At 68.9% G+C, this 26,437-nt stretch carries 26 protein-coding genes; 19 read left to right on the forward strand and 7 right to left on the reverse strand.

All coding sequences use genetic code 11. The annotated features are described in order from the left end of the window. Positions 1 to 47: 47 nt before the first annotated feature. From ACKTTN_RS05790 to ACKTTN_RS05805, 4 genes are read right to left on the reverse strand one after another with little or no spacing between them, the layout of a single operon-like run. A complete protein-coding gene (locus ACKTTN_RS05790; RefSeq protein ID WP_407908931.1) occupies positions 48 to 536 on the reverse strand; it encodes a Slp family lipoprotein in 489 nt (162 codons plus the stop codon). Next, on the reverse strand, positions 533 to 2,524 hold the full coding sequence (locus tag ACKTTN_RS05795) for a transglutaminase TgpA family protein (RefSeq protein WP_407908932.1): 1,992 nt from the start codon (positions 2,522 to 2,524) through the stop codon (positions 533 to 535). Before ACKTTN_RS05795 ends, ACKTTN_RS05790 begins: the two co-directional genes overlap by 4 nt. Further along, positions 2,517 to 3,473, reverse strand: coding sequence for a DUF58 domain-containing protein (locus tag ACKTTN_RS05800; RefSeq protein ID WP_407908933.1), 957 nt, complete (start codon positions 3,471 to 3,473; stop codon positions 2,517 to 2,519). The genes ACKTTN_RS05795 and ACKTTN_RS05800 overlap by 8 nt, the downstream gene beginning before the upstream one ends. Next, positions 3,470 to 4,420, reverse strand: coding sequence for an AAA family ATPase (locus tag ACKTTN_RS05805; RefSeq protein ID WP_407908934.1), 951 nt, complete (start codon positions 4,418 to 4,420; stop codon positions 3,470 to 3,472). Before ACKTTN_RS05805 ends, ACKTTN_RS05800 begins: the two co-directional genes overlap by 4 nt. 67 nt (positions 4,421 to 4,487) lie before the next feature. On the opposite strand from ACKTTN_RS05805, the gene ACKTTN_RS05810 reads away from it, so the two are divergent. Next, a complete protein-coding gene (locus tag ACKTTN_RS05810) occupies positions 4,488 to 6,335 on the forward strand; it encodes an ArnT family glycosyltransferase (RefSeq protein ID WP_407910019.1) in 1,848 nt (615 codons plus the stop codon). 1 nt (position 6,336) lies between these two features. On the opposite strand, the gene ACKTTN_RS05815 is transcribed toward ACKTTN_RS05810, so the two are convergent. Together ACKTTN_RS05815 and ACKTTN_RS05820 are read right to left on the reverse strand one after the other, a co-directional pair. Next, positions 6,337 to 6,918 carry a Maf family protein gene (locus ACKTTN_RS05815; protein WP_407908935.1) on the reverse strand — a complete coding sequence of 194 codons (582 nt, stop codon included), beginning with the start codon at positions 6,916 to 6,918 and terminating at the stop codon, positions 6,337 to 6,339. Then, on the reverse strand, positions 6,911 to 7,276 hold the full coding sequence (locus tag ACKTTN_RS05820) for a hypothetical protein (RefSeq protein ID WP_407908936.1): 366 nt from the start codon (positions 7,274 to 7,276) through the stop codon (positions 6,911 to 6,913). The genes ACKTTN_RS05815 and ACKTTN_RS05820 overlap by 8 nt, the downstream gene beginning before the upstream one ends. 121 nt (positions 7,277 to 7,397) lie before the next feature. On the opposite strand from ACKTTN_RS05820, the gene ACKTTN_RS05825 reads away from it, so the two are divergent. From ACKTTN_RS05825 to ACKTTN_RS05890, 14 genes are all read left to right on the forward strand, one after another. Beyond that, positions 7,398 to 7,928, forward strand: a complete 531-nt coding sequence (locus ACKTTN_RS05825; protein ID WP_407908937.1) for a YceD family protein — start codon at positions 7,398 to 7,400, stop codon at positions 7,926 to 7,928. Between the two features lie 110 nt (positions 7,929 to 8,038). Then, the gene (gene rpmF, locus ACKTTN_RS05830) at positions 8,039 to 8,233 is read left to right on the forward strand and encodes a 50S ribosomal protein L32 (protein WP_407908938.1); all 195 of its coding nucleotides are present in this window, start codon (positions 8,039 to 8,041) and stop codon (positions 8,231 to 8,233) included. A 184-nt stretch (positions 8,234 to 8,417) separates the two neighbouring features. Next, the gene (locus ACKTTN_RS05835) at positions 8,418 to 9,398 is read left to right on the forward strand and encodes a beta-ketoacyl-ACP synthase III (protein ID WP_407908939.1); all 981 of its coding nucleotides are present in this window, start codon (positions 8,418 to 8,420) and stop codon (positions 9,396 to 9,398) included. 164 nt (positions 9,399 to 9,562) lie between these two features. Continuing rightward, positions 9,563 to 10,507: an ACP S-malonyltransferase gene (fabD, locus tag ACKTTN_RS05840; RefSeq protein WP_407910020.1), complete on the forward strand. Its 945-nt coding sequence runs from the start codon at positions 9,563 to 9,565 to the stop codon at positions 10,505 to 10,507. Between the two features lie 77 nt (positions 10,508 to 10,584). Beyond that, positions 10,585 to 11,328, forward strand: coding sequence for a 3-oxoacyl-ACP reductase FabG (gene fabG, locus ACKTTN_RS05845; RefSeq protein WP_407908940.1), 744 nt, complete (start codon positions 10,585 to 10,587; stop codon positions 11,326 to 11,328). A 120-nt stretch (positions 11,329 to 11,448) separates the two neighbouring features. Then, a complete protein-coding gene (acpP, locus tag ACKTTN_RS05850; RefSeq protein ID WP_133498343.1) occupies positions 11,449 to 11,688 on the forward strand; it encodes an acyl carrier protein in 240 nt (79 codons plus the stop codon). 153 nt (positions 11,689 to 11,841) lie between these two features. Further along, complete coding sequence (fabF, locus tag ACKTTN_RS05855; RefSeq protein WP_407908941.1) at positions 11,842 to 13,080, forward strand: beta-ketoacyl-ACP synthase II; 1,239 nt, start codon at positions 11,842 to 11,844, stop codon at positions 13,078 to 13,080. 124 nt (positions 13,081 to 13,204) lie between these two features. After that, complete coding sequence (locus ACKTTN_RS05860; protein WP_407908942.1) at positions 13,205 to 14,554, forward strand: aminodeoxychorismate synthase component I; 1,350 nt, start codon at positions 13,205 to 13,207, stop codon at positions 14,552 to 14,554. Between the two features lies 1 nt (position 14,555). After that, positions 14,556 to 15,371 carry an aminodeoxychorismate lyase gene (pabC, locus tag ACKTTN_RS05865; protein ID WP_407908943.1) on the forward strand — a complete coding sequence of 272 codons (816 nt, stop codon included), beginning with the start codon at positions 14,556 to 14,558 and terminating at the stop codon, positions 15,369 to 15,371. Further along, positions 15,368 to 16,417 carry an endolytic transglycosylase MltG gene (gene mltG / locus ACKTTN_RS05870; RefSeq protein WP_407908944.1) on the forward strand — a complete coding sequence of 350 codons (1,050 nt, stop codon included), beginning with the start codon at positions 15,368 to 15,370 and terminating at the stop codon, positions 16,415 to 16,417. Before pabC ends, mltG begins: the two co-directional genes overlap by 4 nt. Beyond that, on the forward strand, positions 16,414 to 17,061 hold the full coding sequence (gene tmk / locus ACKTTN_RS05875) for a dTMP kinase (RefSeq protein WP_407908945.1): 648 nt from the start codon (positions 16,414 to 16,416) through the stop codon (positions 17,059 to 17,061). The genes mltG and tmk overlap by 4 nt, the downstream gene beginning before the upstream one ends. After that, complete coding sequence (locus ACKTTN_RS05880) at positions 17,058 to 18,020, forward strand: DNA polymerase III subunit delta' (protein ID WP_407908946.1); 963 nt, start codon at positions 17,058 to 17,060, stop codon at positions 18,018 to 18,020. The genes tmk and ACKTTN_RS05880 overlap by 4 nt, the downstream gene beginning before the upstream one ends. Then, complete coding sequence (locus tag ACKTTN_RS05885; protein WP_407908947.1) at positions 18,017 to 18,376, forward strand: PilZ domain-containing protein; 360 nt, start codon at positions 18,017 to 18,019, stop codon at positions 18,374 to 18,376. Before ACKTTN_RS05880 ends, ACKTTN_RS05885 begins: the two co-directional genes overlap by 4 nt. Further along, positions 18,373 to 19,122, forward strand: coding sequence for a hypothetical protein (locus ACKTTN_RS05890; protein ID WP_407908948.1), 750 nt, complete (start codon positions 18,373 to 18,375; stop codon positions 19,120 to 19,122). The genes ACKTTN_RS05885 and ACKTTN_RS05890 overlap by 4 nt, the downstream gene beginning before the upstream one ends. Before the next feature lie 89 nt (positions 19,123 to 19,211). On the opposite strand, the gene ACKTTN_RS05895 is transcribed toward ACKTTN_RS05890, so the two are convergent. After that, on the reverse strand, positions 19,212 to 21,272 hold the full coding sequence (locus ACKTTN_RS05895; protein WP_407908949.1) for a 3-hydroxyacyl-CoA dehydrogenase NAD-binding domain-containing protein: 2,061 nt from the start codon (positions 21,270 to 21,272) through the stop codon (positions 19,212 to 19,214). A gap of 195 nt (positions 21,273 to 21,467) precedes the next feature. Here ACKTTN_RS05895 and rpoE point away from each other — a divergent pair, with 195 nt between their 5' ends. The 4 genes from rpoE (at position 21,468) to lepA (ending at position 26,386) form a co-directional block, all read left to right on the forward strand. Then, complete coding sequence (rpoE, locus tag ACKTTN_RS05900; RefSeq protein ID WP_407910021.1) at positions 21,468 to 22,085, forward strand: RNA polymerase sigma factor RpoE; 618 nt, start codon at positions 21,468 to 21,470, stop codon at positions 22,083 to 22,085. Between the two features lie 2 nt (positions 22,086 to 22,087). Then, positions 22,088 to 22,921 (forward strand): RseA family anti-sigma factor, encoded by an 834-nt coding sequence (locus ACKTTN_RS05905; RefSeq protein WP_407908950.1) that lies wholly within the window; start codon positions 22,088 to 22,090, stop codon positions 22,919 to 22,921. 62 nt (positions 22,922 to 22,983) lie between these two features. Then, positions 22,984 to 24,495 (forward strand): DegQ family serine endoprotease, encoded by a 1,512-nt coding sequence (locus ACKTTN_RS05910; RefSeq protein WP_407908951.1) that lies wholly within the window; start codon positions 22,984 to 22,986, stop codon positions 24,493 to 24,495. Positions 24,496 to 24,595: 100 nt separating this feature from the next. Next, positions 24,596 to 26,386: a translation elongation factor 4 gene (gene lepA, locus ACKTTN_RS05915; protein ID WP_407908952.1), complete on the forward strand. Its 1,791-nt coding sequence runs from the start codon at positions 24,596 to 24,598 to the stop codon at positions 26,384 to 26,386. The last annotated feature ends 51 nt before the right edge of the window (positions 26,387 to 26,437 follow it).

Genomic DNA, 26,437 nt, shown 5'->3' on the forward strand with positions numbered 1-26,437 from the left:
TTTTTTCGTGCGTTGCGATGCAACGCCGATTCGAGCAGATGGCCGGTTTACCACCAGCCCCACCACGGCCACGGCGCCGGACGTTCGACGACGTCGACGTAGTCGCGCACCGGCCACAGGTAGACGACGTCCGCGGCGACGCGCGGGACGCGGTAGTCGTAGTCGCCGATCCGACGGTTCTCGTAGCCGTCGATGTGGCCGGTGAACGTCACTTCGCGGTTCTTCTCGAACACGGCCGGGTCGTAGAAGCCGTTGCGACACGCGATGAAACGGCCGCCCACGTCGTCGCTCGCCCAGTACGGGCGACCGTAGGCGTCCAGGTGCGTCGAGATCATCTGGAAGCAGGTGCGGTTGCTCTGCGGCTCGACCTCGACGATGCGGCCGCCCCATCGCACCACCGTGCCCGCGTTGTCGTGGTCGGTCGCTTCGCGTGGCGTGATCGGCGCGTACTCGCCGACGAGGGGCTGCGGCAGCGTCGCGCAGGCCGCGAGGGCCATGGCGAGCGCGCCGGGAACGACGAGGGTGCGAAGTTTCATTGCGGCCTCCGGACGGGAGCGCGTCCAGCGCGTGATTCGGGTGGAGAAGGCCGATGCGCGCGCAGATCGCGAGCCAGCCTCCGCGCGGACGCCTCGTCCGCGACACCGGCAGCGTATCGCGAATTCGTGAAGCGGGCGGTGAGATCCCGCAGCCCGTCCGCAGCCTCGCCGCGCGCCTTCGTGATCCGTTCAGCCCACGCGGTCGCGGGCTCGTGCGGCGCGCGGCCGAGGCCGATGCGGGCATATCGCGCGCCGAGCTGGTGCCACGCGCGCAGCACGGGATCCTGCTCGCGCGGGGCACGCAGGCTCAGCCACACCATCAGCCCGAGCGCCAGCGACGCGGCGATCGCGAACATCAGCACCAGCTGCATGCCGCTCATCCGCCCGAACCCGAACGGTGCGAACAGGCGTTCCTGGCGGTCGGCGTTGAAGCCGAGCACGAGGTCGTTCCAGTTCTGCCGCATCCAGTCGCCGACCTGCGCCAGCCCGCGCGGCCCCTGCAGCGTTTCCAGCAGGCCGCCGGCGGGCAGCTGGTCGTCGACGGTGTCGTAGATGCGTTCGGGCGCGACCGCCGCCGTCGGGTCGACGCGCACCCAGCCGCGCTCGGGCAGCCAGACCTCGGCCCACGCGTGCGCGTCCATGCGGCGGATCATCCAGTAGCCACCCAGGCGGTTCCATTGACCGCCGACATAGCCGGTCACCACGCGCGTGGGAATGCCCGCGGCGCGCATCAGCAGGGTGAAGCTGCCGGCGAAGTGCTCGCAGTACCCGATGCGCGTCCGGAACAGGAAGTCGTCCACGGTGTCGCGCCCGAGCGGCGGCGCATTGAGCGAGTACGCGAAGTCGCGACGGATCCAGTCGAGTGCGTACTGCACGATCGCGCGATCATCGTGCAGGCGCGTGCGCAACTCGCGGCCGAGCGCGACCGTGCGCGGGTCGTAGCCGGCAGGAAGCGCGAGTGCGTGCTGGCGACGTGGTGCCGGAAGGTCCGGCTGCATCACCAGTGGTGGCGACGACGCCATGTTCCAGCGCGTGAGGGTGGCCAGCGGACGCTTCGCACGAAGGCTGTAGTCGGACGATAGCGACGCGCCTTCGGGAGCCGCGAGTGGCACGTCGAGCGCGACCAGTTGCGTGCTGTCGGTGGGCTCGATCTCGAGCGTGTACGTCCAACGAACGCGTCCGACCTGCAGGCGATCGCGCGCGCCGAGGCCGATGTTGTCCGAACGCTGCCACGTGCGGCCGTCGAAGTCGGACAGCACGGGGCCGCGCCAGTACATCGCGCTCTTCGCCGGCGTCGCACCCAGGAAACGAGCGCGCGCGGCGACGCTGTCGTCGGCGAGCAGGTCGACCCAGTCGCCGGGCGACATGCGGTCGGACAGGCCGACCTTGGCCTTCGCGCGATCCGGCACACCCCACAGCGGCGTACCGATGCGCGGGAACAGCCAGAAAATCGCGAGGGCGAGCGGGATGCCGTAGGCGAGCAGGCGCATCGCCTGGCGCATCGGCGGCAGCAGGCCGGGTGCGGGCATCTCGCCTTCGAGCGTCGTGAGCCGCTGCAACGCGCCGAGGCCGAGCATCGCGGCGACAAGGCCCAGCACCAGCGTCCACGGACCCTGGTCGAGCAGGAATGCGGAGAATGGTGCGAACAGTGCGAAGCCGACGAGGCTGCGGCCATCGCGAACGCTGACGGTCTCCGACGGCTTGAGCGCGATCATCGCGCCAAGCAGTGCGCAGCCCGTGTCACGCCCGAAGTTGAAACCGAACTGCGCGGACACCGCAGCCACGATCGCCACCGCCAGCAGCGCGCGCACCAGCGTCGACAACGGTTTGCGCCGCGACAGCGCCGCGATGACGACCGCCGTCACCGCGATCGCGAGCGCGGTCGGGCCGGGCAACTGCAGCAGCAGCGGCACGAGGCAAAGCCCTGCGACCAGCAGCGTCCAGCGCCGGCTGCCTCCGTCGAGCGGATGGGAAATGACGTCAGCCATGTGGCAGCAGCGCGAGTGCGCGCAGGCAGGCGTGGCGATGGGCGGGGCCGCGGTCGGGGCCGATCGCCGCCTGCGTCGGAAGCCAGAGGCGATAGCGACGACCGTCGCGTTCCGCGTCCTCCACCCAGCGCGCGAGGCGGGCGATGCGCGCTTCGTGCGACAGGCCGTACAGCTCGCGCCAGTCGAGTTCGATGTCGGTGCCGGTCGGCTGTTCGAACTCGCGTACCAGCAACGTGCCGCGTCGCGCGGAAGGCTTCCACGCGATCGCGCGTTGCGGATCGCCGGCGCGGTAGTTGCGCAGGTGGTGCACGTCGTCGCCCGCGGCATGCAGGCGGCGCGCGGCGGGATCGCCCGAACCGGTCGGCAAGGGCGGGGCGACGGCCTCCGGCGTCGGATACACCAGCACCGGCGTCTCGGGCCAGACGAACGACCACGCGCGTGCGAGGCCGAGCGGCCACGTCGTGTAGACACGGAGTCGTGGCGCTTCGAGCCAGCCGCGACGCTGCGTCGCGACGTCGAGCACGACTTCGCCGGAGCCGTCGCGCAGCGAGAGCGGCAGCGCGGTCACGTCTTCGTAGTCGACCTTGAGTCCCGAATGCGGGCGTCGATCAGCCGTGCGCGCGTGCACGCGAAGGCGCAGCGTGCGACCCGCGTGCACGGGTTCGGCGTCGACCGCGACGATGGACACGCCGCTGATCTGCAGCTGCGCCGACACCAGGCTCGCCATCGCCGCGCCCGCGAGCAGGAACGCCATCAGCAACGCAGGATTGTTGTTGTAGTTGAGGCCGCCGATCGACATCGCGGCGATCAGCGCGGCGAAGAACAGGCCGAAGCGTGTCGGCAGCACGTAGATGCGGCGACGGTCGAGGTGCGCGGGCAGGGCTTCGGGATCGCGCGGTCGCGCCAGCGCGAGCAGCCGCCGACGGAGGCTGCGTCTCGGCGCCATCAATCCACCGGTACGGAATGCAGGATGGATTTCGCCGCCGCGTCGTCGCTGCCGGCGTCGGCGTCGATGACAAGGCGATGCGCGGCGACGTGCGCGAACAGCGCCTGCACGTCTTCGGGCACGACATGGGCGCGACCCAGCAGCAAGGCATGGGCGCGTGCGGCACGAAGCAACGCCAGGCCCGCGCGCGGTGACAGGCCCACGCGCACGCCCGGATGCCGGCGGCTGCGCGCGAGCAGCGCCTGCACGTAGGCGATCAGCGCGTCGCTCGCGTGCACCTGCGACACCGCGGCACGCGCGGCGTCGAATTCGCCGTCGGCGAACTGCGGCGTGAGCTCGGCGATCATCTGGCGCCGATCGGTGCCTGCAAGCAGCTCGCGTTCGGCGTCCTCTCCGGGATAGCCGAGCGAGAGGCGCAGCAGGAAACGGTCGAGCTGCGAATCGGGCAGCGGATACGTGCCCGACAGGTCGACCGGGTTCTGCGTCGCGATGACAAAGAACGGCGGAGGCAGCGCGCGCGTCACGCCGTCGACGGTGACCTGGTGTTCGGCCATCGCTTCGAGCAGCGCGCTCTGCGTACGTGGCGGTGCACGGTTGATCTCGTCGGCCAGCAGCACCTGCGTGAACACCGGGCCGGGGTGGAACGCGAACGCCTGCTGCGTGGTGTCGAAGATCGACACGCCGAGGATGTCGGCGGGGAGCAGGTCCGAGGTGAACTGCACGCGCTGGAACTTCAGGCCGACCGTCGCAGCGAGTGCATGCGCAAGCGTGGTCTTGCCGAGGCCCGGCAGGTCCTCGATCAGGATGTGGCCATCCGACAGCAGCGCGACGAACGCGAGCCGCACCTCGTGCGCCTTGCCGAGCACGAGCGCATTGACCTGCGTCTGCGCGCGGTCAAGGGCGTCGCGGTGTGGGTGCGTTAGCATGCTCGCCGCCGTGCCTGGGGCCATGTTGTCTCCGTGCAGTGGAATCGGGCGGCATCCCGCCGCAACCCGAGTGTAGCGAGGTCGGATGAGGATGCAGTCGGAGCCCGTGGCGACGCGTGCGCGGCGCCAGTTCTGGGCGTTGTGGGCGGTCGTGTTCGTCGTGAAGGTCGCCGTTGCGACGCACCTGCCGTTGTTCGTCGACGAGGCGTTCTACTGGCAGGAAGGCCAGCACGCGGCCGCCGCGTATTCCGATCTTCCCGGCCTGACCGCATGGATGACGCGCCTGGGCGTGACGATCGGTGGCGCGCACACGCTGGCGCTGCGCATGCCGTTCCTGCTCGTCGCGATGCTGGTGCCGCTGCTTGTCGTCCGCATCGCACGGCGGACGTTCGGCGAATCCGAAGGTTGGCAAGCCGGTGCGTTCACCCTGTTGCTGCCGCTGGCCGGCACGCTCGGGCTACTCGCGGTGCCGGATCCGTTGCTGGCGCTCGCGACGCTGCTGTGCATGGATGCCGGCGCCTGCCTGTTGCGTCGCGTCGATGCCGGCCATGCGCTGGAGCTCGCGGCCGGACTCGCCATCGGCGCATTGAGCCACTACCGCTTCATCGCGGTCATCGGCGTGGGGTTCGTTGCGCTGCTTGCGACGCCGGAGGGACGGCGCGCGTTGAAGGACGTGCGCGTGATCATGGCGGTCGTGCTCGGCGCGGCGGCGTGGACGCCGCTGGTGTGGTGGAACTACGACAACGCCGACGCCGGCCTGCGCTTCCAGCTCGTCGAGCGCCACCCGTGGGCGTTCCATGCGACGGGCCTGTGGTTCATCGCCATCCAGGCGCTGCTGGTCACGCCGTTGCTGTTCGTCGCGCTGCTGCAGGCCGGTCGCGACGGCCTGCGCAGCCCGCTGCTGGCCGCGCGCTGGTGCGCGATGCTCGGGCTGCTCGTCGTGACCGGTTTCTTCGTGCTCGGCTTCTTCGCCGACACCGAGCGCGTCAGCTTCCATTGGCCGGTGCCGGGCTTCCTCGCGCTGATGCCACTCCTGCCGCGTTTCATCGCCGGCTGGCCCCCACTGTGGCGGCGCGCGACCGCCGTGCTCGCCGGCCTTGGCCTGATCTCGGTGATGGGTTACTACGTCGCGGTGTCGATTCCCGATGTGCGCGCGCGCGTCGCCGCCGAGAAGTGGTACCCGTCCAACTTCGCGGGCTGGGACGAAGTGGCCGATGCAGCGCGCGACGAACTGCGTCGCATGCCGCCCGGCACGCGCGTCGTCGCCGACAACTTCAAGCTCGGCGCCGAGCTGGGTTTCGCACTGGGCGATCGGGACATCGTCGTGCTCGACCACCCGCTCAACCGCAAGCACGGCCGCGCACCGCAGTTGCACCTGTGGGGCCTGGACGCCGATCCGCGCGAGGTGCTTTCGCACGGCCCGGTGCTGCTCGCCGTCGGCGTCAGCGAAGTGGAGTTCAAGAACCTGCATCGCCGCTATCTCGAGCTGTGCCAGCGCGTCGGTCCGCTGCCGGCGCCGCGCATCCTCAACGTCGACCATGGGCGCCAGCGCCTCGCGCTCTTCCGTCTCGACAAACCGCCGCAGGGTGCGTGCACGACGCCCGCGATGGCGTGGATCGATCGGCCTGCGATCGACGCGAAGGTCGGGCGCACCTTCGATGTATCGGGTTGGGCGTTCCGACACGGCGTCGGCTTGCTGCGCGTCGAAGCGACGCTGGATGGGCATGTCGTCGGTGAGCTGCGCTACGGCGTTCGCTATCCGGGCCTCGAGGTGTCGTGGCCCGGGTTGGTTGACCCGAACGCGCCCGCGCTCGGCTTCTCAGGCGCCGTCGACGCCACGAACGCATCGCCCGGCCGCCACTGGCTCGGCCTTCGCCTGCACGGTCGCGATGGCGCAGTGGAAGAGTGGCCGGAAGTCCCGGTCGAAATCGCGCGCTGAGTCAGGGCAGGGCGAAGCCGGCGTCGCGCAGCAGCCGTGCGGTCGCGATCAACGGAAGCCCGACCAACGCGGTCGGATCGTTCGTCTCGATCGCCTCGAACAGCGCGATGCCGCGACCTTCGGATTTGAAGCTGCCCGCGCAGTCGTACGGACGTTCGGCGTCGACGTAGCGCTCGATCTCCGCGTTCGACAGGTCGCGAAAGCGCACGACCGTGCGATCGACATGCAGGCCGATCTCGTTCTCGTCGCGCATGACGCAGAGCGCGGTGAGGAACGTGACGCGGCGTCCGGACATCGACGCGAGTTGCGCAACGGCGCGCTCGGGCGTGCCCGGCTTGCCCAGGATGCGGCCGTCGAATTCGGCGAGTTGGTCAGAACCGATCACGCAGGCGCGCGGGGTTGCATTCGCGACGGCACCTGCTTTCGCGCGAGCCAGTCGTTCGACCAGCGCTTGAGGTGACTCGTCGTCGCGTGGTGTCTCGTCGACGCCGGGCGCGATGCAGTCGAACGGCAGGCCGAGGCGCTCGAGGAGTTCGCGCCGGTAGCGCGACGTCGAAGCGAGAACCAGGCGCGACTCAGTCACGCGGCAGCCTCGCTTCCTCGATCTGCGTCAGCTGGTGCTCGATGCGGCCGCGCGCCTCGTCGATCGCGTCGCGAACGCGCGCGAGCTGCTGCGGGGTGGCGTCGTGGCCGTGGTCGCGCAGCCACAGCCGCTGGCGAAGCATCTCGCGCATCGCGTCGCCGACCGCGTTCGGGCCGTTGTCGCCCGCGACGGCCTCGATCTCGGCCTTCGCCACGCGCAGGCGGTCCTCGAGGGCGTCGGCGGCGTCCAGCACATCGCGCACCGCGCGCTGGTGGGGCGAGAGGCGGCGGGTGCGTTGCAGCAGGAACACGGTGACGAGTGCCGCGATGGCGGCGAGCAGCAAGGCAACAACGGTCACGGCGGTCTCCGGCTGAGGCCTCGCAGTCTGACGCCCCGGCCGGGCGGGCGGCAACGCGCCAGGCGTGACGCGCGTCTCCGGTTTGACACCACGAAAGCGCCTCCCTAACATTCCGCGGCTTATGTCCGCGCAGTCGCCCCGGCAGTCCGTTCCCGCGACCCTGGACGCCTGGCGCCAGGTCACCGCGCGGAGCGCGTTCGAGGGCCGCGTGCCTCTGGCATCGCTGCGCAGGCTTGCCAGCCTGCTGGAAGCGCCGGATGGCGATGCGGTGTTTTCCCTCGATTTCGATCGCGACAGCTTCGGCGTCGCCTACGTCGAGGTCCGCGTCGAAACCGAGCTGCCGCTGGTTTGCCAGCGAACGCTGGAGAGGTTCCTGCTGCCGGTCCACATCGACCAGCGCATGGGCCTGATCCGCGACGAGGCCGATGAAGCGGCCCTGCCGCCGGGTTACGAAGCCCTGCTGGTCGACGAGTCGGGCGAGCTTGAAACGCTCGCGCTGGTCGAGGACGAGCTGATCCTGGCGGTGCCGGTCGTTCCGGTGAAGCCCGGGTCGGAGGCTGTGGAGCATGAATGGGGCGACGACGAGGTCGTCGAGGTCGAGAGGCCGAACCCCTTCGCTGCACTGGCTGCATTGAAGAAGACGCCGGAGTAACGCTCCGGTCAGCCCGCCGGTGGCATGCGCCCCCGGGCTGGGCGATAATTTCCCTCTTTCGGCCCGGGCGCGACGCCCGACGCCGCCACACGTTGCACCGGAGCACCCCGATGGCCGTTCAGAAGTCCCGCGTTTCTCCCTCCCGCCGTGGCATGCGCCGCGCCCACGACGCGCTGAGCCCGAAGCAGCTGGCGACCGATCCGACCACTGGCGAGACGCACCTGCGCCACCACGTGACGGCCGACGGCTACTACCGTGGCAAGAAGGTCATCGACACCCGCTCGAAGGTTGCCGACGAGGAGTGATCGACGGGCGCCCCGGCGCCTGACGACACGGTCCGCGTCGATGGCACGGCCTCCGACGCGGGCGGCGGGTGATCCGCCACCGATCTCGATGCGACCTCCGGGTCGCATCGCCGTTTTTCCGGCCGCCGTACATACGGCGGCGTCCGCGAACGCTCCGCGTTCCGCGGTCCCGGCGAGGCAGGGGATGACCCAGACCATTTACGCGCGCATCGCGGGCACCGGCAGCTACCTGCCCGAGAAGGTGCTGACCAACGACGACCTCGCGAAGTTCGTCGAGACCAGCGATGAGTGGATCGCCGCCCGCACCGGCATTCGCGAGCGCCACGTCGCCGCCGAAGGCGAAACCACCTGCGACCTCTCGTTCCACGCCGCCACGCGCGCGATGGAAGCCGCAGGCGTTACCGCGGCCGATATCGACCTGATCATCGTCGGCACCACCACGCCGGACCTGATCTTCCCGTCGACGGCCTGCCTGCTGCAGCACCGCCTCGGCGCCCACGGCGTTCCGGCGTTCGACGTCAACGCCGCCTGCTCGGGCTTCGTCTACGCGCTGACAGTGGCGGACAAGTTCATCCGCTCGGGCGCGTCGAAGACGGCGCTCGTGGTCGGTGCCGAGACGCTGACCCGCATGCTCGACTGGACCGACCGCGCGACCTGCGTGCTGTTCGGCGACGGCGCGGGTGCGGTGGTGCTGAAGGCGGACACCGAAACCGGCATCCTCAGCACGCATCTGCACGCGGATGGCAGCAAGAAGGACCTGCTGTACAACCCGGTCGGTGTGTCGGTGGGCTTCAAGCCGGAAGAACACAACGCCGGCGTGCGCGTGATGATGACCGGCAACGATGTCTTCAAGTACGCCGTGAAGGCTCTGGATTCCGTCGTCGAAGAGACGCTCGAAGCCAACGGCCTGGATCGCCACGACATCGACTGGCTGATCCCGCACCAGGCCAACCTGCGCATCATCGAGGCGACCGCCAAGCGGCTCGACATGCCGATGGAGCGCGTGATCGTCACCGTCGACAAGCACGGCAATACGTCGTCGGGGTCGGTGCCGCTGGCGCTGGACGAGGCCGTGCGCTCCGGTCGCGTGCAGCGCGGCCAGCTGCTGCTGCTGGAAGCCTTCGGCGGCGGTTTCACATGGGGCAGCGCGCTGCTGCGCTACTGATTCCATCGTTCCGCGTCGCCGTCGAACGCCCGCCGCATCCCGGCGGGCGTTCGCATTTTCGGCAAACGGCCGTGGGATGCGCCGATCAGCGGCGTACGCCGGAGTACAGACACCGCGAACGCTTCGTCCGTATGATGGCGCGTTCCCCCTTCGGGCTGTCGCGCGTGACCGCTACGCAACTCGCATTCGTCTTCCCGGGCCAAGGCTCGCAGTCGGTCGGCATGCTGGCCGAGCTCGCCGCGGCTGATCCGGTGGTCGTGGCCACGTTCGCCGAGGCCAGCGAAGGCGCGGGCGTCGATCTCTGGGCGCTGAGCCAGAACGGTCCCGACACCGAACTCAATACGACCGAATTCACCCAGCCGGCGCTGCTCGCGGCGGGCGTTGCCGTGTGGCGACTGTGGCAGGCGCGCGGTGGCGCGATGCCCGCGCAGCTTGCGGGCCACAGCCTCGGCGAATACACCGCGCTGGTCGCGGCGGGCGCGTTGCCGCTCGCCGACGCCGCGAAGCTCGTACGCCTGCGCGGCCAGCTGATGCAGGCCGCCGCGCCGACCGGTACCGGTGCCATGGCGGCGGTGCTCGGCGCTGAAGACGCACTCGTGCTCGAGGTCTGCGAGGCCTGCAGCGGTCGCGAAGTCGTCGTTCCCGCCAACTTCAACTCCCCGGGTCAGATCGTGATCGGCGGCCATGCCGACGCGGTCGATCGCGCGCTCACAATGCTCGCCGAGCGTGGCGTTCGCAAAGCGGTGAAGCTCGCGGTCAGCGTGCCGTCGCATACGCCGCTCATGCGCGAAGCAGCGAACCGCCTTGCGGAGGCGATGAACGGCCTGCAGTGGTCGACGCCGCAGTTGCCGATCGTGCAGAACGTCGATGCCGAGGTCCGCACCGATGTCGCTTCGATCCGCGATGCGCTCGTGCGCCAGCTCTACCTTCCGGTGCAGTGGACGCAATGCGTCGAAGCACTCGTCGCGCGCGGCGCGGGTCGCATCGCCGAATGCGGTCCTGGCAAGGTGCTGACCGGGCTGATCAAGCGCATCGACAAGTCGGTGGATGCGCGCGCGCTCGGCACCCCGGCCGATTTCGACGCCGCACTCGCGGATTGGCGCGCCTGATTCCACGACGCCGACCGCTCGACGCGGTTCGCACCAACGCGGCGGGCGCGCCCCGCGCGCAGTAACGGAGATTCAACATGTCGGATGCATTGAAGGGCGAGATCGCACTGGTCACCGGCGCGACGCGCGGTATCGGCGCGGCCATTGCGGACGAACTCGCCGCGCAGGGCGCCATCGTGATCGGTACCGCGACGTCCGAATCAGGCGCGGCGTCGATCACCGAACGTCTCTCCGCGAACGGCGGCCACGGGCGCGTACTCAACGTCACCGGCGCGGGCGCGATCGAAGACCTCGTCGATGCGATCACGAAGGACGTCGGCCCGATCTCGATCCTCGTCAACAACGCCGGCATCACGCGCGACAACCTGCTGATGCGCATGAAGGACGAAGACTGGCAGGCGGTGCTCGACACCAACCTGACGAGCGTCTATCGCTCGTCGAAAGCGGTGATGCGCGGCATGATGAAGGCGCGCAAGGGCCGCATCGTCAACATCGCGTCGGTGATCGGTGTGACCGGCAACGCGGGGCAGGCGAACTACGCGGCCGCGAAGGCCGGCATCATCGCTTTCAGCAAGTCGCTGGCGCGCGAGATCGGTTCCCGTGGCGTGACGGTGAACGTCGTCGCCCCCGGCTTCATCGATACCGACATGACGCGCGGACTGCCTGAAGACGCCAAGGCGGGGATGCTCGACCAGATCGCGCTGGGGCGCCTCGGCGAGCCCGCCGACATCGCACGTGCGGTGGCGTTCCTGGCCGGCCCGTCCGCGTCGTACATCACCGGCGAAACCCTGCACGTCAACGGCGGCATGTACATGCCGTGAGGCCGCCCGAGCCGGCATCCGAACGACTTTTTCACGCGGCACCGGCCGCTATACTCCGGCCCGCCGCGATTCATTTAGACTTGTCCATCTAGCATCCCGTCCCGGGAGGAGAGAGATCCAATGAGCACCATCGAAGAGCGCGTCAAGAAGATCGTCGTCGAACAGCTCGGCGTGAAGGAAGAAGATGTCACCACCAACGCCTCGTTCGTTGACGATCTGGGCGCCGACTCGCTGGATACCGTCGAGCTCGTGATGGCGCTCGAGGAAGAATTCGAGTGCGAAATCCCGGACGAAGAAGCCGAGAAGATCACCACCGTGCAGCAGGCCATCGACTACGTGAAGGCTCACGTCAAGTCGTAATCCGCTGACGGGAGGCGGAAGGCCGTGGCGCTTCCGTTCTCCACGCAATACCGACGGGGCCGCATTGCGGCCCCGTGTTTTTGAAGTCACGCCCTACGGCGTCGTATCGCCGTCCAGACATCACCGCTCGCCGGTGTCTCGAGGTCGCAAGCAATGTCCAACCGTCGCGTCGTGGTCACCGGTCTTGGAATCGTCTCTCCGCTCGGCAATGACCTGGCGACGACGTGGGACGGCATCGTCAACGGACGTTCGGGCATCGGCCCGATCACGCATTTCGACACCACCAACTTCACCACCAAGATCGCCGGTGAAGTGCGCGACTTCGACGTCACCAAGTGGGTGAACCCGAAGGACGCGAAGAAGATGGACCCGTTCATCCACTACGGCGTCGGCGCATCGCTGATGGCGATCGAGGATTCGGGTCTGGTCATCGACGACAGCAACGCCGAGCGCATCGGCGCGCTCATCGGCTCCGGCATCGGCGGCATCCTCGGCATCGAGGAAACCGCGATCAAGTACAGCGAAGGCGGCCCGCGCAAGATCTCGCCGTTCTACGTGCCGAGCACGATCATCAACATGCTGCCGGGGCAGGTGTCGCTGCTCACCGGCATGAAGGGCCCGAATTTCTCCGCCGTGTCAGCCTGCGCGACGTCGAACCATTCGATCGGCATGGCGATGCGCATGATCCAGTACGGCGATGCGGACGTGATGATCGCCGGTGGCGGCGAGCGCGGTTCGTCGCCGACTTCGGTTGGCGGCTTCTGTTCTATGAAGGCGATGAGCACGCGCAACGACGACCCGACGCGTGCGTCGCGTCCGTGGGACACCGAGCGCGACGGCTTCGTGCTGGGTGACGGCGCCGGCATCCTCGTGCTCGAGGAATACGAACACGCCAAGGCGCGCGGTGCGCGCATCTACTGCGAGCTCGCCGGTTTCGGGGCGACCTCCGACGCGTTCCACATGACCGCGCCCAGCGAGGACGGCGAAGGTGCCGCGCGCTGCATGACCATGTCGCTGAAGGATGCGGGCGTGACGCCCGAGCAGGTCGGCTACGTCAACGCGCACGGCACGTCCACGCCGCTTGGCGATCTCGCGGAGACGATGGCGATCAAGCGCACGCTCGGTGACCACGCCTACCGCACGATGGTCAGCTCGACCAAGTCGATGACCGGACACCTGCTTGGCGCGGCCGGCGGCGTCGAGGCGATCTTCTCGGTGCTCGCGCTGCACACCGGCATCATTCCGCCGACCATCAACCTCGACAACCCGTCGGAAGGCTGCGACCTCGACTACGTGCCGAACACGGCGCGCGAGGCCAAGGTCGACGTCGTGGTCTCGAACGGCTTCGGCTTCGGCGGCACCAACGGGACGCTGGTATTCCGCCGGATCTGACCGAGGCGCGACCGCTGACCCCTCGAAGCCCGCGCCCGTCGCGGGCTTCGCCGCTTCGCGGTCGTGGATACGGCGGCCCGCGCGACCGGCGATAATCGAGATTCCGACGTTGCCGCAGCCGCGCATGCCTTTGCCGCCTCCCGTCCGACGCGTTTCCGAGCGCGGCGGCGACCTGCTCGACCTGCACCGGCTCGCGCCCGCGCGCTATCCCGTGTTGCTCGAATCCAGCGCGTCCGGCACGCGCATCGGCCGTCGCGACCTGCTGCTTGCAACGAATGGCGAACGCCTCGTGCTCGGACGCGACGGCCGCGTGCGCAACGCGAATGGCGTCGATGTGGGTGATGACTTCTTCACTGCGCTGGACGCCGCGTTCAAGGTGACATCGACGCCTCACGCGTCGCCCGTCGGCGGCTGGGCCTTGCTGATCGCCTACGAGGCCGCGGCGCAGGTCGAGCCGGTTCTTGACCTGCCGCCCGCGCCGGGGGCGCTGCCGGTCGCGATCGCGCTGCGCATCGACGCGGCAATCGAGCACGACCGCGCGGACGACACCTGCGTGCTGCACGCGATCGACGATGCGATCGCGGACGCCATCCTTGCCGATCTGCAGCGTGCGAACGACGCAATGCCGCTCGCCCCGTGGCGCAAACCTCTCGCCATCGACGAGGACGCGCCGGAGCGTTTCACCGACGGCGTGCGTCGCATCCTCGACTACCTCGTTGCCGGCGATGTGTTCCAGGCCAACCTGTCGCGCGCCTGGACGGCACACTTCGATGCCGATGTCGAACCTGCGGCGCTGTTCGCGCAACTGCGGCGCAACAATCCCGCGCCGTTCGCGGGCCTGTTCGCCGGAGATGGCTGGTCAGTCGTCAGTGCGTCGCCGGAGCGACTGGTATGCGTGCAGGGAGACCTCGTCGAAACACGCCCGATCGCCGGTACGCGGCCGCGGCTTCCTGGCGACGATGAAGCCTCGCGCGTGCAGGAGCTGGTCGGCCATCCCAAGGAACGCGCCGAGCACGTGATGCTGATCGATCTCGAGCGCAACGACCTTGGTCGCGTGTGCCGCGCCGGGACGGTCGAAGTCGACGAACTGATGACGGTCGAGAGCTACGCGCACGTGCACCACATCGTCAGCAACGTGCGGGGCCGCCTTCGCGATGGCGTGACGCCGGGCGAGGTCATTCGCGCGGTGTTTCCCGGCGGCACGATCACCGGCTGCCCGAAGGTGCGCTGCATGCAGATCATCGCGGAGCTGGAAGGCGTCGGCCGCGGCGCGTACACCGGCGCGATGGGCTGGCTCGCGCCCAATGGCGACATGGACCTCAACATCCTGATCCGCAGCGCGGAAGTGCAGGGTCGCGACGTACGATTCCGCACGGGCGCCGGGATCGTTGCCGACTCCGACCCGCACCGCGAACTCGACGAAACCCGTGCGAAGGCGCGCGGCATGCTGCGCGCGCTCGGCGTCGAGGGCTGACGTGGACGTGCGCATGTTCGAAGGCACGTCGCGCGTGGACGCGGTCGCGCCGAACGATCGCGGGCTCGCCTACGGCGACGGCCTGTTCGAGACGATGCGTGCATTCGGCGGCGACGTGCCGTGGTGGGATGCGCACTGGGCGCGCCTGCGTCGCGGCGCCGAAGTCCTCGCGCTGCGCCTGCCGGATGAATCGCACGTGCGCGCGGAGCTCGGTGCACTGCTCGACGGCGGCGATGGTGTCGCCAAGTTGCTGGTCACGCGGGGCGCAGGCGGTCGTGGATACGCGCCGTCGCAGGGGGCACCGTTCTGGATGTTGTCGCGCCACGACGTGCCGGTATCGCCGGCACGCATCGCGCTGCGGTGGTGCGACACACGCCTTGCCATCCAGCCCAAGCTCGCCGGCGTCAAGCATTGCAACCGGCTCGAGCAGGTGCTTGCGCGCGCCGAGTGGTCATCGAGTGACACCGCGGACGAAGGCCTGATGCTGGACACGGACGGCCACGTCGTCAGCGCAGTCGCGGGCAATCTTTTCGTGCTGAACGGGGCGGGGTGGTGGACGCCGGCGATCGATCGCTGCGGCGTGCGCGGCGTCTGTCGCGACTGGGCAATGGCGGCGCTCGACGCAGGCGAGACGCGGCTCACGCCGCGCGACGTCGAATCGGCCGACGCCCTGTTCGTCTGCAATGCCGTGCGCGGTATCCTCGAAGTCGCGCGGCTCGGCGATCACGCGTGGTCGCCGCACCCGCGGGTCGCTCGGCTTCGGGAACGCCTTGCGATCGAGCATCCCGCCTTCGCACTGACACCGGAGACGCCGTGAGCCGTACGCGCAAGCGCCGAAGTGGTTGTTTCAGCCTGTTGCTCCTGATCGCGCTGGTCGCGGCGCTCGCTGGCGCCTGGTACCTCTACGCTGAATTCGCCGATGCGCCGATGCGCGGCGTCAAACCGGGCAGCAGCCTGGTCGTGCGCCAGGGTGATTCGCTGCCGAAGGTGCTGCGCAAGCTGCACGAAGCCGGTGTCGAGGGCTCGACGCTCGAATGGACCGCGCTCGCCAAGCAGCTCGGCGCGGCAGGCCGCATCCAGGTCGGTGAATACCGCCTCGAACCCGGCATGACCGCGCGTGAGTTGCTGATCGACATGCGCGACGGCCACGTCATCCAGCACAAGGTCACCATCGTCGAAGGCTGGACCATTCGCGACGTCCGCAACGCGATCGCGAAGGCCGACGCGCTGGTGCACGACAGCGCGCAGCTCGACGACGCCGCGCTGATGGCCAAGCTCGGCCACGCCGGCGAGCATCCGGAAGGGCGCTTCCTGCCGGAGACCTACGTCTACACGCGCGGCGATACCGATCTCGACGTGCTGCATCGCGCCTACGATTCGATGCACAAGGCGCTCGACGCCGCCTGGCGTTCGCGCACGTCGGACAGCGTGCTGAAGACACCCGACGAGATGCTCACGCTCGCGTCGATCGTGGAGAAGGAAACCGGCATTGCGGAAGAACGGCCGGAAATCGCCGGGCTTTTCTCGCGTCGCCTGAAGATCGGGATGATGTTGCAGACCGATCCCACCATCATCTACGGCATGGGCAGCGCGTACGCGGGCAACATCCGCAAGGTCGACCTGCAGACCGACAGCCCGTACAACACCTATACGCGCGCCGGCCTGCCACCGACGCCGATCGCGATGCCGGGCGTCGCCGCATTGCAGGCGGTGGCGAATCCCGCGCCCGGCGATGCGTTGTACTTCGTCGCGCGTGGCGACGGCAGCGGTCGCCACTTCTTCGCGAAGACCCTCGCCGAGCACCAGCAGAACGTGCAGAAGTACCTCGTCAATTACCGCGCCGCGCTGGCCACGCCGCGATGACGCAGGCGGTTGCACTGCGACGCGAGCCCAAGCTCGTGACGCTGGAGGGCGGCGAGGGCGCGGGCAAGTCGACCGTGCTCGCCGCGCTGCGCGCGGAACTCGAGCGCGACGGCGCGGTGACCTGCACGCGCGAGCCTGGCGGCACGCCGCTCGCCGAATGCATCCGCGCGTTGTTGCTCGACCCGTCGCATGAACCGCCGTCCGATCGCACCGAGCTGCTGCTGATGTTCGCCTCGCGCGCGCAGCTGGTCGGGCAGGTGATCGCACCGGCGCTCGCGCGTGGCGACTGGGTGCTCAGCGATCGTTTCACCGACGCCAGCCATGCCTACCAGGGTGGTGGGCGCGGCTGCGATCCGCATCTGATCGACGTGCTCGAGCGCGAATTCGTGGGCATCGAGCCGGGTCTGACGCTGCTGCTCGACGTGCCCGTCGACGTCGGCCTCGCGCGCATGCGTGGGCGTGGCGATGCCGATCGCATCGAGTCGGAGCGCGTCGAGTTCTTCGAGCGCGTGCGTGCCGCATATCTCGCGCGCGCTGCGACGCATCCGCGCCGTTTCGTCGTCATCGACGCCTCGCATTCGCCGGAAGCGGTGAGTGCCGCGGCCGTCGACGCATTGCGTCGTCATCGCGCGTCGCTGGCATGAGCGCCATGGCGCCGTGGCAGTCGCGCATGTATGCACAGGTGGCGACGACGCTCGCATCCGGCCGCCTCGGCCACGCGCAGCTGTTCTGCGGCCCGGCGCAGCTGGGCAAGCGCGATGTCGCGATCCGGCTCGCGCGCCGCGTGCTGTGCGAAACGCCGAACGATCTGGAGGCCTGCGGTACCTGCCGCAGTTGCCGGTTGCTCGATGCCGGCACGCATCCGGACTACCGCTTCGTCAGCTTCATCCCGAATCGCGAAGGCACGAAGCTGCGCACCGAGATCGTCATCGACCAGATGCGCGAGCTGTCGGCGGCGCTGGCACTGACGCCGCAGTACGGGCGCGCGCAGGTGGCGATCGTCGATCCCGCCGATGCAATCAACACGTCGGCCGCCAACGCGTTGCTGAAGACGCTGGAAGAGCCGGTGGCGGGTCGCTACCTGTGGCTCGTGTCCGCGCATCCCGCGCGCCTGTCCGCGACCATCCGCAGCCGCTGCCAGCGCGTCGAGTTCCATCTGCCACCCGCGGACGAAGCGCGCGCGTGGCTGCTCGCGCGGGGCCATGCGGCGAAGGATGTCGACGAGGCGCTGCACGCGGCCAACGGTCATCCCGGGCTGGCGAACGACTGGCTGCGCAACGGCGGGCTCGATCTGCGACGCCGCGTCGCCGCCGACCTGCAGAAAATCGCGCGCGGCGAGGGCACCCCGCAGGAGATCGCGCAGCAATGGGCGGGCGATGAGCACACCAGCCTTCGCCTGCGCCACGCAGCCGACCTCGCCGTCGAACGCGCCCGCGGCTTGACCGACCCGCACGCGGCGCGCAGTCTGGCCACCTGGTTCGACAAAGCGAACCGCAGCCGCGACCTGTTGCGGACCACCGTCCGCGCGGACCTCGTGCTGATCGAACTGTTGACGGCCTGGCGCGCGGCATCGCGTGTCGGCCAGGAGATCCGCGACCGATGAGTGCAACTCCCGGCGGCGCGCGACAGGGCATCCTGTCGCTGGTCCTCAAGGACAAGTCCCAGCTGTACCAGGCGTACATGCCGTTCCTGAAGGGCGGCGGCATTTTCGTGCCGACGCCGAAACGGTATTCGCTGGGCGACGAAGTGTTCCTGCTCGTCACGCTGCCGGAATCGGGCGAACGCCTGCCGGTGGCCGGCAAGGTTATCTGGCTGACGCCGGTCGGCGCCCAGGGCGGGCATCCCGCCGGCATCGGCGTGCAGTTCCCGGAAACGCCCGAGGGCGACGCGGTGAAGGGCAGGATCGAGACGCTGCTCGCCGGCCTGCTCACCGGCGATCGCGCCACCCACACGATGTGAGCGACGCGGCCGGCCGTCGCATCCGCGCGTCCTCACCCATGCGCGGGTTTCCGTTGTCGATCGCGCTGATCGTCGCGCTCGCCGGCTGTTCGCGCAGCACGACGCCGCCTGCCGCGCCCACGTCACCTGTCGCCGCCGCGTCACCGTCGGCCCGCGAGCCGCGCGCGCCGCGGTTGGCGGTAACACCCCAGCGCGGGCCGTTGTCCGAATCCGCGATGCCGTCGCGACTCGACGACGTCGCCTTCGCGCACGACACCTTCGAAACCCTCGGCGCACGTTATGGCGCCGCCGCGATCGCACGCGAAACGCTGCACGGCGCGGAGGGTGCGGAAGCACCGGGGTGGGTGTTGTTCGCGACCGACCCGGCGCGACGCGTCGAGGTGCACCTGGACGAGGCGGCCAAGCATCCGGCCGCGCTCTACGTACGCAAACCGTCGACGTGGACGCGCGCCGACGGCGTGCGCACCGGCCTCACCACCATCGAACTCGAACGCCTCAACGGGCGACCGTTCGAGTTCGCCGGTTTTGGCTGGGATTACGGTGGGGTCGTCACCGACTGGCAAGGCGGCACGCTGTCGCACGACGGGCGCTTCGTTGGCCCGGTGACGCTATGCGAGCCGTCGAATCCGCCGGACGACTATCCGGCCGGCGATGGCGACTTCATGTCGGACCTGCCGATCGTGCGGAAGCTGCCGCCGACCGTATGCGAGATCGGCATCGACCTGTCGCAGCCGACGACGAACTGACGACCGGCGACGCGCGTCGAACCGATTGCCTCGATGACGAGTGCAAGCAACGTTCGTCGCGCCATTACGACGCGACGAACGCGTAGCCGTTACGCGCGCAGCGCCGGATTGTCCCAGCCCGGACGCGGCGCGAAGCGCGCGCCGTGCCGGGCTTCGAGCTGGCGCAGGCGCTGCAGCAGGACGTCGACACCGGTTTCGCGGACGTACTGGATGGGGCCGCCGCGGAACGGCGCGAAACCGGTGCCGAAGATCACGCCCGCATCGAGCAGATCCGCGTCGGCGACCACGCCGTCGTGCAGGCAGGCCACGGCCTCGTTGAGCAGCGGCAGGATCAGTCGATCCTCGAGGTCGTCCGGTGCGGTATAGCCCTGCGGAATCTCGGGTTTCACCGCCTTGCCGTTCTCCCATTTGTACAGGCCCTGGCCATCCTTTTTGCCGCGACGTCCGGCTTCCGGCGGCGTCGCCAGCGCGGCGGGAATCGGCAGGCCGAGGAACGGCGCGAGTTCCGCGCCCACACCTGCGGCGACGTCGAGGCCGACGGTGTCCACCAGTTCGATCGGCCCCACCGGCATGCCGAACTTCACCGCGGCCTTGTCGATCACCGGGCCGGGGATGCCCTCGGCATACGCGGTCGCCGCTTCGAGCATGTACGGAAACAGCACGCGGTTGACGAGGAAGCCCGGCGTACCCGCGACCGGCACCGGGAACTTGTCGATCGCACGACAGAAGCCGGCGAGCCGCTGCCCGGTGCGCGGATCCATGCCGTCGTGATGGATGATTTCCACCAGCGGCATCAGCGCGACCGGGTTGAAGTAGTGCAGGCCCGCGAACTGCGCAGGACGCGCAAGGCCTTCGCGCAGTTCGTCGAGCGGGATCGACGACGTATTCGTCGTCAGCAGCGAATCGGGTTTCATGCGCGGCTCGACGTCGCCATACAGCGCGCGCTTCGCATCGGGGCGTTCGATGATCGCTTCGATCAGCAGGTCCGCATCGGCAACGCCATCGCCCGCGACGTCGCCGCGCAGGCGTGCCGCGACGTCCGGACGCTTGGCGTCGTCCTTGACGCGTTTTGCGAAGAGTTCCGATGCGCGCTGCATCGCCGCGTCGACGAAGCGCTGCTCGCGATCGGCGAGCGTCACTTCGAAACCCTTGTAGGCCGACCACGCCGCGATGTCGCCGCCCATCACGCCGGCGCCGACGACATGCACGCGCTTGATGCCGTGATCCTTGATGCCCTGCGCCTTCAGGCGTTCCTGCAGGAAGAACACGCGGATGAGATTGCGTGCGGTCGGCGTCGACGAAAGTTTGACGACCGCCCGTCGCTCGTTGTCGAGCAGTTGCTTCGTCGACCCGCCTCCGCGACGCCAGCTTTCGATCAGCGCGTACGGCGCGGGGTAGTGCGCCTTCTTTGCCTTGCGCGACACCTGCTTCACCAGCTGCGGTGCGATCGCCTGCCGCGCGATCCAGGTGTTCGTCGCCCAGGCGAGCGCGCGCTGCTGGAACGGGCCCTCGGTGCCGCGCAGGGCGAGCCTGGTCGCCGCTTCCATCAACTGATCGACGGGCACGACGCGATCGACCAGTCCCATCGCCTTCGCCGCCTTGCCGCTCACGGTACGACCGGTGAGCATGAGGTCGAACGCGGCCGGAGCGCCGATGAGGCGCGGCAGGCGCACGCTGCCGCCCCAGCCCGGGAAGATGCCGAGCTTCACTTCGGGCAGGCCGATGCGCGTGGACGCATCGTCGCTGGCGACACGGTAGTCGCAGGCGAGCGAGATTTCCGTGCCGCCGCCCATGCAGAAGCCGTGGATCGCCGCGACGGTGCGGAAGGGCAGGTCGGCGATTCGCTGGAACACGCGCTGCCCGCGCGCGATCGCGTCGTTCACCGTGCCGCGCTGGTCGAAGACCTGGAATTCCTTGATGTCGGCGCCAGCGATGAATCCGCTGGCCTTCGCCGAGCGGATCACCAAGCCGTTCGGCGGTTCCAGCTGCAGCCGCTCGAGCAGGCCGTCGAGTTCGACGAGCACGTCCTGCGAGAACGTGTTGACGGAGCTTTCCGCCTTGTCGAACGACAGCACGACGACGCCGTCGTCACGGGACTCGGCACGCCAGTGGTGCATCGGCAGGCCGTCAAAGCGGGAGGGAGCGGGCATTCCAACCATCCGTTCACGTATGGAGCATCCGGCTATCATGCGAGTTGTTTCGCGTGCGTCAATCCGCGCCCCGTTCCGCGCCCCGCGCCCGCCGCGGTCGATGAACTTTTCCGCGATGGCGTTGTCCCAGTGCTCGGCGATGCCGGGCCGATACAGGAGTGCCGGCCCGACATGGCCGTAGAGGAAGGATCTGCAATGGAAGCCGGCACGGGGCGGGAGTCCCTGGACCGGGAGCTGGTCGAGCGCGTGCAGCGCGGCGACAGCTCGGCCTTCGATGTGCTGGTGCGCAAGTACCAGCATCGGATCGTCGGGTTGATCGGGCGCTACATCCACGACTGGAGCGAATGCCAGGACGTCGCACAGGAAGTCTTCATGCGTGCCTACCGCGCGCTGGGCAACTTCCGGGGCGACGCCCAGTTCTCCACCTGGTTGCACCGGATCGCCGTGAACACCGCCAAGAATCATCTCGTCGCACAACACAGAAGGCCGCCGACCGACGACATCGACGTCATGGACGCCGAGCAGTTCGATCCGTCGCTGCGCCTGCGCGATACGGACACGCCCGAGCACGAGCTGCTCCGGCAGGAGATCGAGACGACGGTGATGGACGCGGTGAACCGGTTGCCGGTGGAATTGCGCGAAGCGATCACGTTGCGCGAGGTCGAAGGCCTCAGCTACGACGAGATCGCCGAACGCATGGGGTGCCCGATCGGCACGGTTCGCTCGCGCATCTTCCGCGCCCGCGAAGCGATCGACGTGCAGCTCAAGCCCCTTCTCGACCCCGAACGCGAAACCCGAGCCCGGGAGCGGTAGCGATGAAGCCGAACGACACCCACGACCGTGAATCCCTGAGCGCGCTGTTCGACGGCGAACTCGAAGGCGAAGCACGCCTGTTCGCGATGCGCCGCCTGTCCCACGACGGCGGTTGGCAGGACGACTGCGGCCGCTGGCAGATGGTCGGCGATGCGTTGCGCAAGCAGGCGCCCATCGCGGCACCGGCCGACCTCGCGTGGCGCGTCCGTGCCGCGGTGGCGAGCGAAGCGCCGGTGCTCGCGCCTGCGCCGTCGATCGCGACGGTCGCGTCGCCGACACGGCGCCCGGCGCGTTTGTGGATCGGTGGCGCGCTGGCCGCTTCGCTGGCGCTGGTGGCGGTCGTTGCCACACGCGGCCCGAAACCTGTTGCGACGCCGTCGGGTCCCGCGGTTGCCGCGACCGCTTCTGTCCCGGCCGCGACGGCGACGCAGGCAGCGAGCGCGCCGTCCATCGAAGCCCCGGCCGTCGCAGCGACGATTCCGCCCGACGTCGCGCCGCCCGCGCGCACGCAGCTGGCATCGATCGAGCGTCCGCAGGCACGCACCGTGGCATCGCGCGCCGGGCGTCGTAGCGAGAGCACGACGCGTAGCGAACCCCTGTCGCCCACGACGGTCGCCGTCGCCGCGTTCACCCCGCCAGACGCGGCCAATCCTTTCCACGTCCCGGCCACCGATCCGCTGACCTCGCGTCCGTGGCCACGCGCCGCGCTGGGCAATGCAACCGCGCTCACCGCCAGCTACGGCGTGGCCGGCGAAAATCGTGGCGAGTCGCCGTCGTTCTACCCGTTCGAGCCGCGCTTGCATGGTGAGGCGGGCGGTCAGACGGTCACGCCCTGATCTCCATCCCCGATTCAAGGCCGGCAACGCCGGCCCTCCCGACTGTTGCCGAGGCCGATTCGATGAACCGACCGCTCCACACGCTCGCCCTCGTGGGCGCCATCGCACTCGCGCTGCCCGCGGCCTGCACGGCCCAGCAGCCACAGCCAGGCGCGGCGCTGCCTGTTCCGTCGACCGCGCCGCCGGCGGTGTCGATGGTGTCCGGCCTGCCGGACTTCACCAACCTCGTGCAGCAGGTGGGGCCGGCGGTGGTGAACGTCTCCGCTGAAATCCGTGGCGGCAACAACCGTCGCCTCGCGGACGAGGACGAAGAGATTCCCGAGTTCTTCAAGCGCTTCTTCGGCGAAGACCCGCCGGGCCCGGGCGGCCCGAAGGCGCCGCAGCGTCCAGACGACAGCCTGCAGGGCGTCTCGCTGGGCACCGGCTTCCTGATCTCCGACGACGGCTACATCCTCACCAACCATCACGTGGTCGACGGCGCCAGCGCGATCACCGTGCGCCTGTCCGACCGCCGGGAGTTCAAGGCCAAGCTGGTCGGTAGCGACGAGCAGTCGGACGTCGCGCTGCTGAAGATCGAGGGCAAGGGCCTGCCGGCGCTGCGCACCGCGACCGATCCGCCGAAGCCCGGCCAGTGGGTGGTCGCGATCGGCTCGCCGTTCGGCCTCGATCACTCGGTGACGGCCGGCATCGTCAGCGCGGTCGGCCGCTCCAATCCGTACGCGAACCAGCAGTACGTCCCGTTCATCCAGACCGACGTCGCGATCAATCGCGGCAATTCAGGCGGTCCGCTCCTGAACACGCGTGGCGAGGTGGTCGGCATCAACTCGCAGATCTTCTCGAGTTCCGGCGGCTACCAGGGCGTGAGCTTCGCGATTCCGATGGACCTGGCGGCATCGGTCGTCCAGCAGCTGCGTACGACGGGACGCGTCGCGCGCGGTCAGCTTGGCGTGCAGGTGCAGCAGCTGACGTCCAGCCTCGCCAATTCCATGGGTCTGCCCAGCGCATCGGGCGCGCTCGTCGCCGACGTTCTGCCCGACAGCGCCGCCGCGCGCGGTGGCCTGAAGCGCGGCGACGTGATCCGCGCGGTCAACGGTCGCGCGGTCAATGATTCGGGCGACCTCCCGCCGCTGATCGGCGCACTGCCCCCCAAGAGCAAGGCGCAGCTCACCGTCATCCGCGAGGGCAAGACCGTGCAGGTGCCGGTGGTGCTGGATGCGCTGACCGTCGCGGCCGCGGAAGAAGGTGAATCGTCCGCTCCGCGTGCGGCGGAAGCCGAGCCGTCGGCGAACGCCAGCCTCGGCATCGCCGTGCAGGACCTGACGGGCGCCGAGCGCAAGCGTCTTGGCCTCGAGAACGGCGAGGGCGTGAAGATCGGTCGTGTCGACGGCACGCCGGCGCGCGACGCCGGGCTGCAGCCGGGCGACGTGATCCTGCAGGTCGGCCGCAGCGCGGTCGGCAGCGCGGCGGACCTCTCCCGCGCGGTGTCGGCGCTGCCGCGCGGTCAGGCGATCATGCTGCTCGTGCGACGCGGCAATTCGACGCAGTTCGTCGCGGTCGATCCGACCGGCAACTGACGTTTCCTGCGGCGACCGCGGAAATCCCGCGGTCGCCCCGGGGCTGGACCGGGCGCCATGCGATAATCCCGCGTTATTTCGCCTAGGCCTCGCCCGCTTCATGCAGCAGATCCGCAACTTCTCCATCATCGCGCACGTCGACCACGGCAAGTCGACGCTCGCCGATCGCATCATCCAGATCTGCGGCGGCCTCGAAGCGCGCGAAATGGAAGCGCAGGTGCTCGACTCGAATCCGATCGAGCGCGAGCGCGGCATCACGATCAAGGCGCAGTCCGTCTCGCTTCCGTACAAGGCGAAGGACGGCAAGACCTATTTCCTGAACTTCATCGACACGCCGGGCCACGTCGACTTCAGCTACGAAGTCAGCCGTTCGCTTGCCGCGTGCGAGGGCGCGCTGCTCGTCGTCGACGCCGCGCAGGGCGTGGAAGCGCAGTCCGTCGCCAACTGCTACACGGCGGTGGAGCAGGGGCTCGAAGTCGTACCCGTGCTCAACAAGATCGACCTGCCGACCGCCGACATCGAACGCGCGAAGGCGGAGATCGAAGCGGTCATCGGCATCGACGCCGAGGACGCCGTCGCCATCAGCGCGAAGACCGGCCTCAACGTCATCGACGTGCTCGAAGCGATCGTCCACCGCATTCCGCCGCCGAAGCCGCGCGATACCGATCGCCTGCAGGCGCTGATCATCGACTCGTGGTTCGACAACTACCTCGGCGTGGTGTCGCTGGTGCGCGTCATGCAGGGCGAGATCAAGCCGGGCGACAAGCTGCTGGTGATGTCGACGGGTCGCTCGCACCAGGTCGAAGGCGTCGGTGTGTTCACGCCCAAGCGCAAGCCGCTCGACGCGCTGCGCGCAGGCGAAGTGGGTTGGGTCACGGCGTCGATCAAGGACGTCCACGGTGCCCCGGTCGGCGACACGCTCACCCATACCGCGAACCCGGCGCCCACCGCGCTGCCGGGCTTCCAGGAAATGCAGCCGCGCGTGTTCGCGGGCCTGTTCCCGGTCGACGCCGAGGACTATCCGGACCTGCGCGAGGCGCTGGAAAAGCTGCGCCTCAACGACGCCGCGCTCCGCTTCGAGCCGGAAAGTTCGGAAGCGATGGGCTTCGGTTTCCGCTGCGGCTTCCTCGGCATGCTGCACATGGAAATCGTGCAGGAGCGCCTGGAACGCGAATACAACCTCAACCTGATCACCACCGCGCCGACGGTGATCTACGAGGTGCTCAAGACCGACGGCTCGATCATTCCCATGGACAACCCGGCCAAGCTGCCGGCGGTGAACATGGTCGACGAGATCCGCGAGCCGATCATCCGCGCCAACATCCTCACGCCGCCGGACTACGTGGGCAACGTGATCAAGCTGTGCGAGGAAAAGCGCGGCGTGCAGGTCGGCATCAACTACCTCGGCGGCCAGGTGCAGATCAGCTATGAGCTGCCGATGGCGGAAGTGGTGCTCGACTTCTTCGACAAGTTGAAGTCGGTGTCGCGTGGCTATGCGTCGCTCGACTATCACTTCCTGCGCTTCCAGGCCGGCCCGTTCGTGCGCGTGGACACGCTGATCAACGGCGACAAGGTGGACGCGCTGTCGATCATCACGCATCGCAGCCATGCCGATCGCCGCGGTCGCGACCTGACCGAGAAGATGAAGGAGCTGATTCCGCGCCAGCAGTTCGACGTCGCGATCCAGGCGGCGATCGGCGCGCAGGTCATCGCCCGCACGACGGTGAAGGCGTTGCGCAAGAACGTGCTGGCCAAGTGCTACGGCGGCGACATCTCGCGCAAGAAGAAGCTCCTCGAGAAGCAGAAGGAAGGCAAGAAGCGCATGAAGCAGGTCGGGCGCGTCGAGATTCCGCAGGAAGCCTTCCTGGCTGTTTTGAAGGTCGACCAGTAACGCAAGTGCCGTCGGGCAGGCCGGGACTTCGGGAACCCCGGCGGCCGTCCA

It is taken from the genome of Lysobacter claricitrinus (assembly GCF_045866565.1).
In the GTDB taxonomy this organism is placed as follows: Bacteria; Pseudomonadota; Gammaproteobacteria; order Xanthomonadales; family Xanthomonadaceae; genus Cognatilysobacter; species Cognatilysobacter claricitrinus.

What these genes read in the sequence shown, in the direction of transcription:
- ACKTTN_RS05790 (WP_407908931.1), bottom strand. Translation starts at nt 536, where the DNA reads ATGAAACTTCGCACCCTCGTCGTTCCCGGCGCGCTCGCCATGGCCCTC.
- ACKTTN_RS05795 (WP_407908932.1), bottom strand. Translation starts at nt 2,524, where the DNA reads ATGGCTGACGTCATTTCCCATCCGCTCGACGGAGGCAGCCGGCGCTGG.
- ACKTTN_RS05805 (WP_407908934.1), bottom strand. Translation starts at nt 4,420, where the DNA reads ATGGCCCCAGGCACGGCGGCGAGCATGCTAACGCACCCACACCGCGAC.
- ACKTTN_RS05810 (WP_407910019.1), top strand. Translation starts at nt 4,488, where the DNA reads ATGCAGTCGGAGCCCGTGGCGACGCGTGCGCGGCGCCAGTTCTGGGCG.
- ACKTTN_RS05825 (WP_407908937.1), top strand. Translation starts at nt 7,398, where the DNA reads ATGTCCGCGCAGTCGCCCCGGCAGTCCGTTCCCGCGACCCTGGACGCC.
- rpmF (WP_407908938.1), top strand. Translation starts at nt 8,039, where the DNA reads ATGGCCGTTCAGAAGTCCCGCGTTTCTCCCTCCCGCCGTGGCATGCGC.
- ACKTTN_RS05835 (WP_407908939.1), top strand. Translation starts at nt 8,418, where the DNA reads ATGACCCAGACCATTTACGCGCGCATCGCGGGCACCGGCAGCTACCTG.
- fabG (WP_407908940.1), top strand. Translation starts at nt 10,585, where the DNA reads ATGTCGGATGCATTGAAGGGCGAGATCGCACTGGTCACCGGCGCGACG.
- acpP (WP_133498343.1), top strand. Translation starts at nt 11,449, where the DNA reads ATGAGCACCATCGAAGAGCGCGTCAAGAAGATCGTCGTCGAACAGCTC.
- fabF (WP_407908941.1), top strand. Translation starts at nt 11,842, where the DNA reads ATGTCCAACCGTCGCGTCGTGGTCACCGGTCTTGGAATCGTCTCTCCG.
- ACKTTN_RS05860 (WP_407908942.1), top strand. Translation starts at nt 13,205, where the DNA reads ATGCCTTTGCCGCCTCCCGTCCGACGCGTTTCCGAGCGCGGCGGCGAC.
- tmk (WP_407908945.1), top strand. Translation starts at nt 16,414, where the DNA reads ATGACGCAGGCGGTTGCACTGCGACGCGAGCCCAAGCTCGTGACGCTG.
- ACKTTN_RS05880 (WP_407908946.1), top strand. Translation starts at nt 17,058, where the DNA reads ATGAGCGCCATGGCGCCGTGGCAGTCGCGCATGTATGCACAGGTGGCG.
- ACKTTN_RS05885 (WP_407908947.1), top strand. Translation starts at nt 18,017, where the DNA reads ATGAGTGCAACTCCCGGCGGCGCGCGACAGGGCATCCTGTCGCTGGTC.
- ACKTTN_RS05895 (WP_407908949.1), bottom strand. Translation starts at nt 21,272, where the DNA reads ATGCCCGCTCCCTCCCGCTTTGACGGCCTGCCGATGCACCACTGGCGT.
- rpoE (WP_407910021.1), top strand. Translation starts at nt 21,468, where the DNA reads ATGGAAGCCGGCACGGGGCGGGAGTCCCTGGACCGGGAGCTGGTCGAG.
- ACKTTN_RS05905 (WP_407908950.1), top strand. Translation starts at nt 22,088, where the DNA reads ATGAAGCCGAACGACACCCACGACCGTGAATCCCTGAGCGCGCTGTTC.
- ACKTTN_RS05910 (WP_407908951.1), top strand. Translation starts at nt 22,984, where the DNA reads ATGAACCGACCGCTCCACACGCTCGCCCTCGTGGGCGCCATCGCACTC.
- lepA (WP_407908952.1), top strand. Translation starts at nt 24,596, where the DNA reads ATGCAGCAGATCCGCAACTTCTCCATCATCGCGCACGTCGACCACGGC.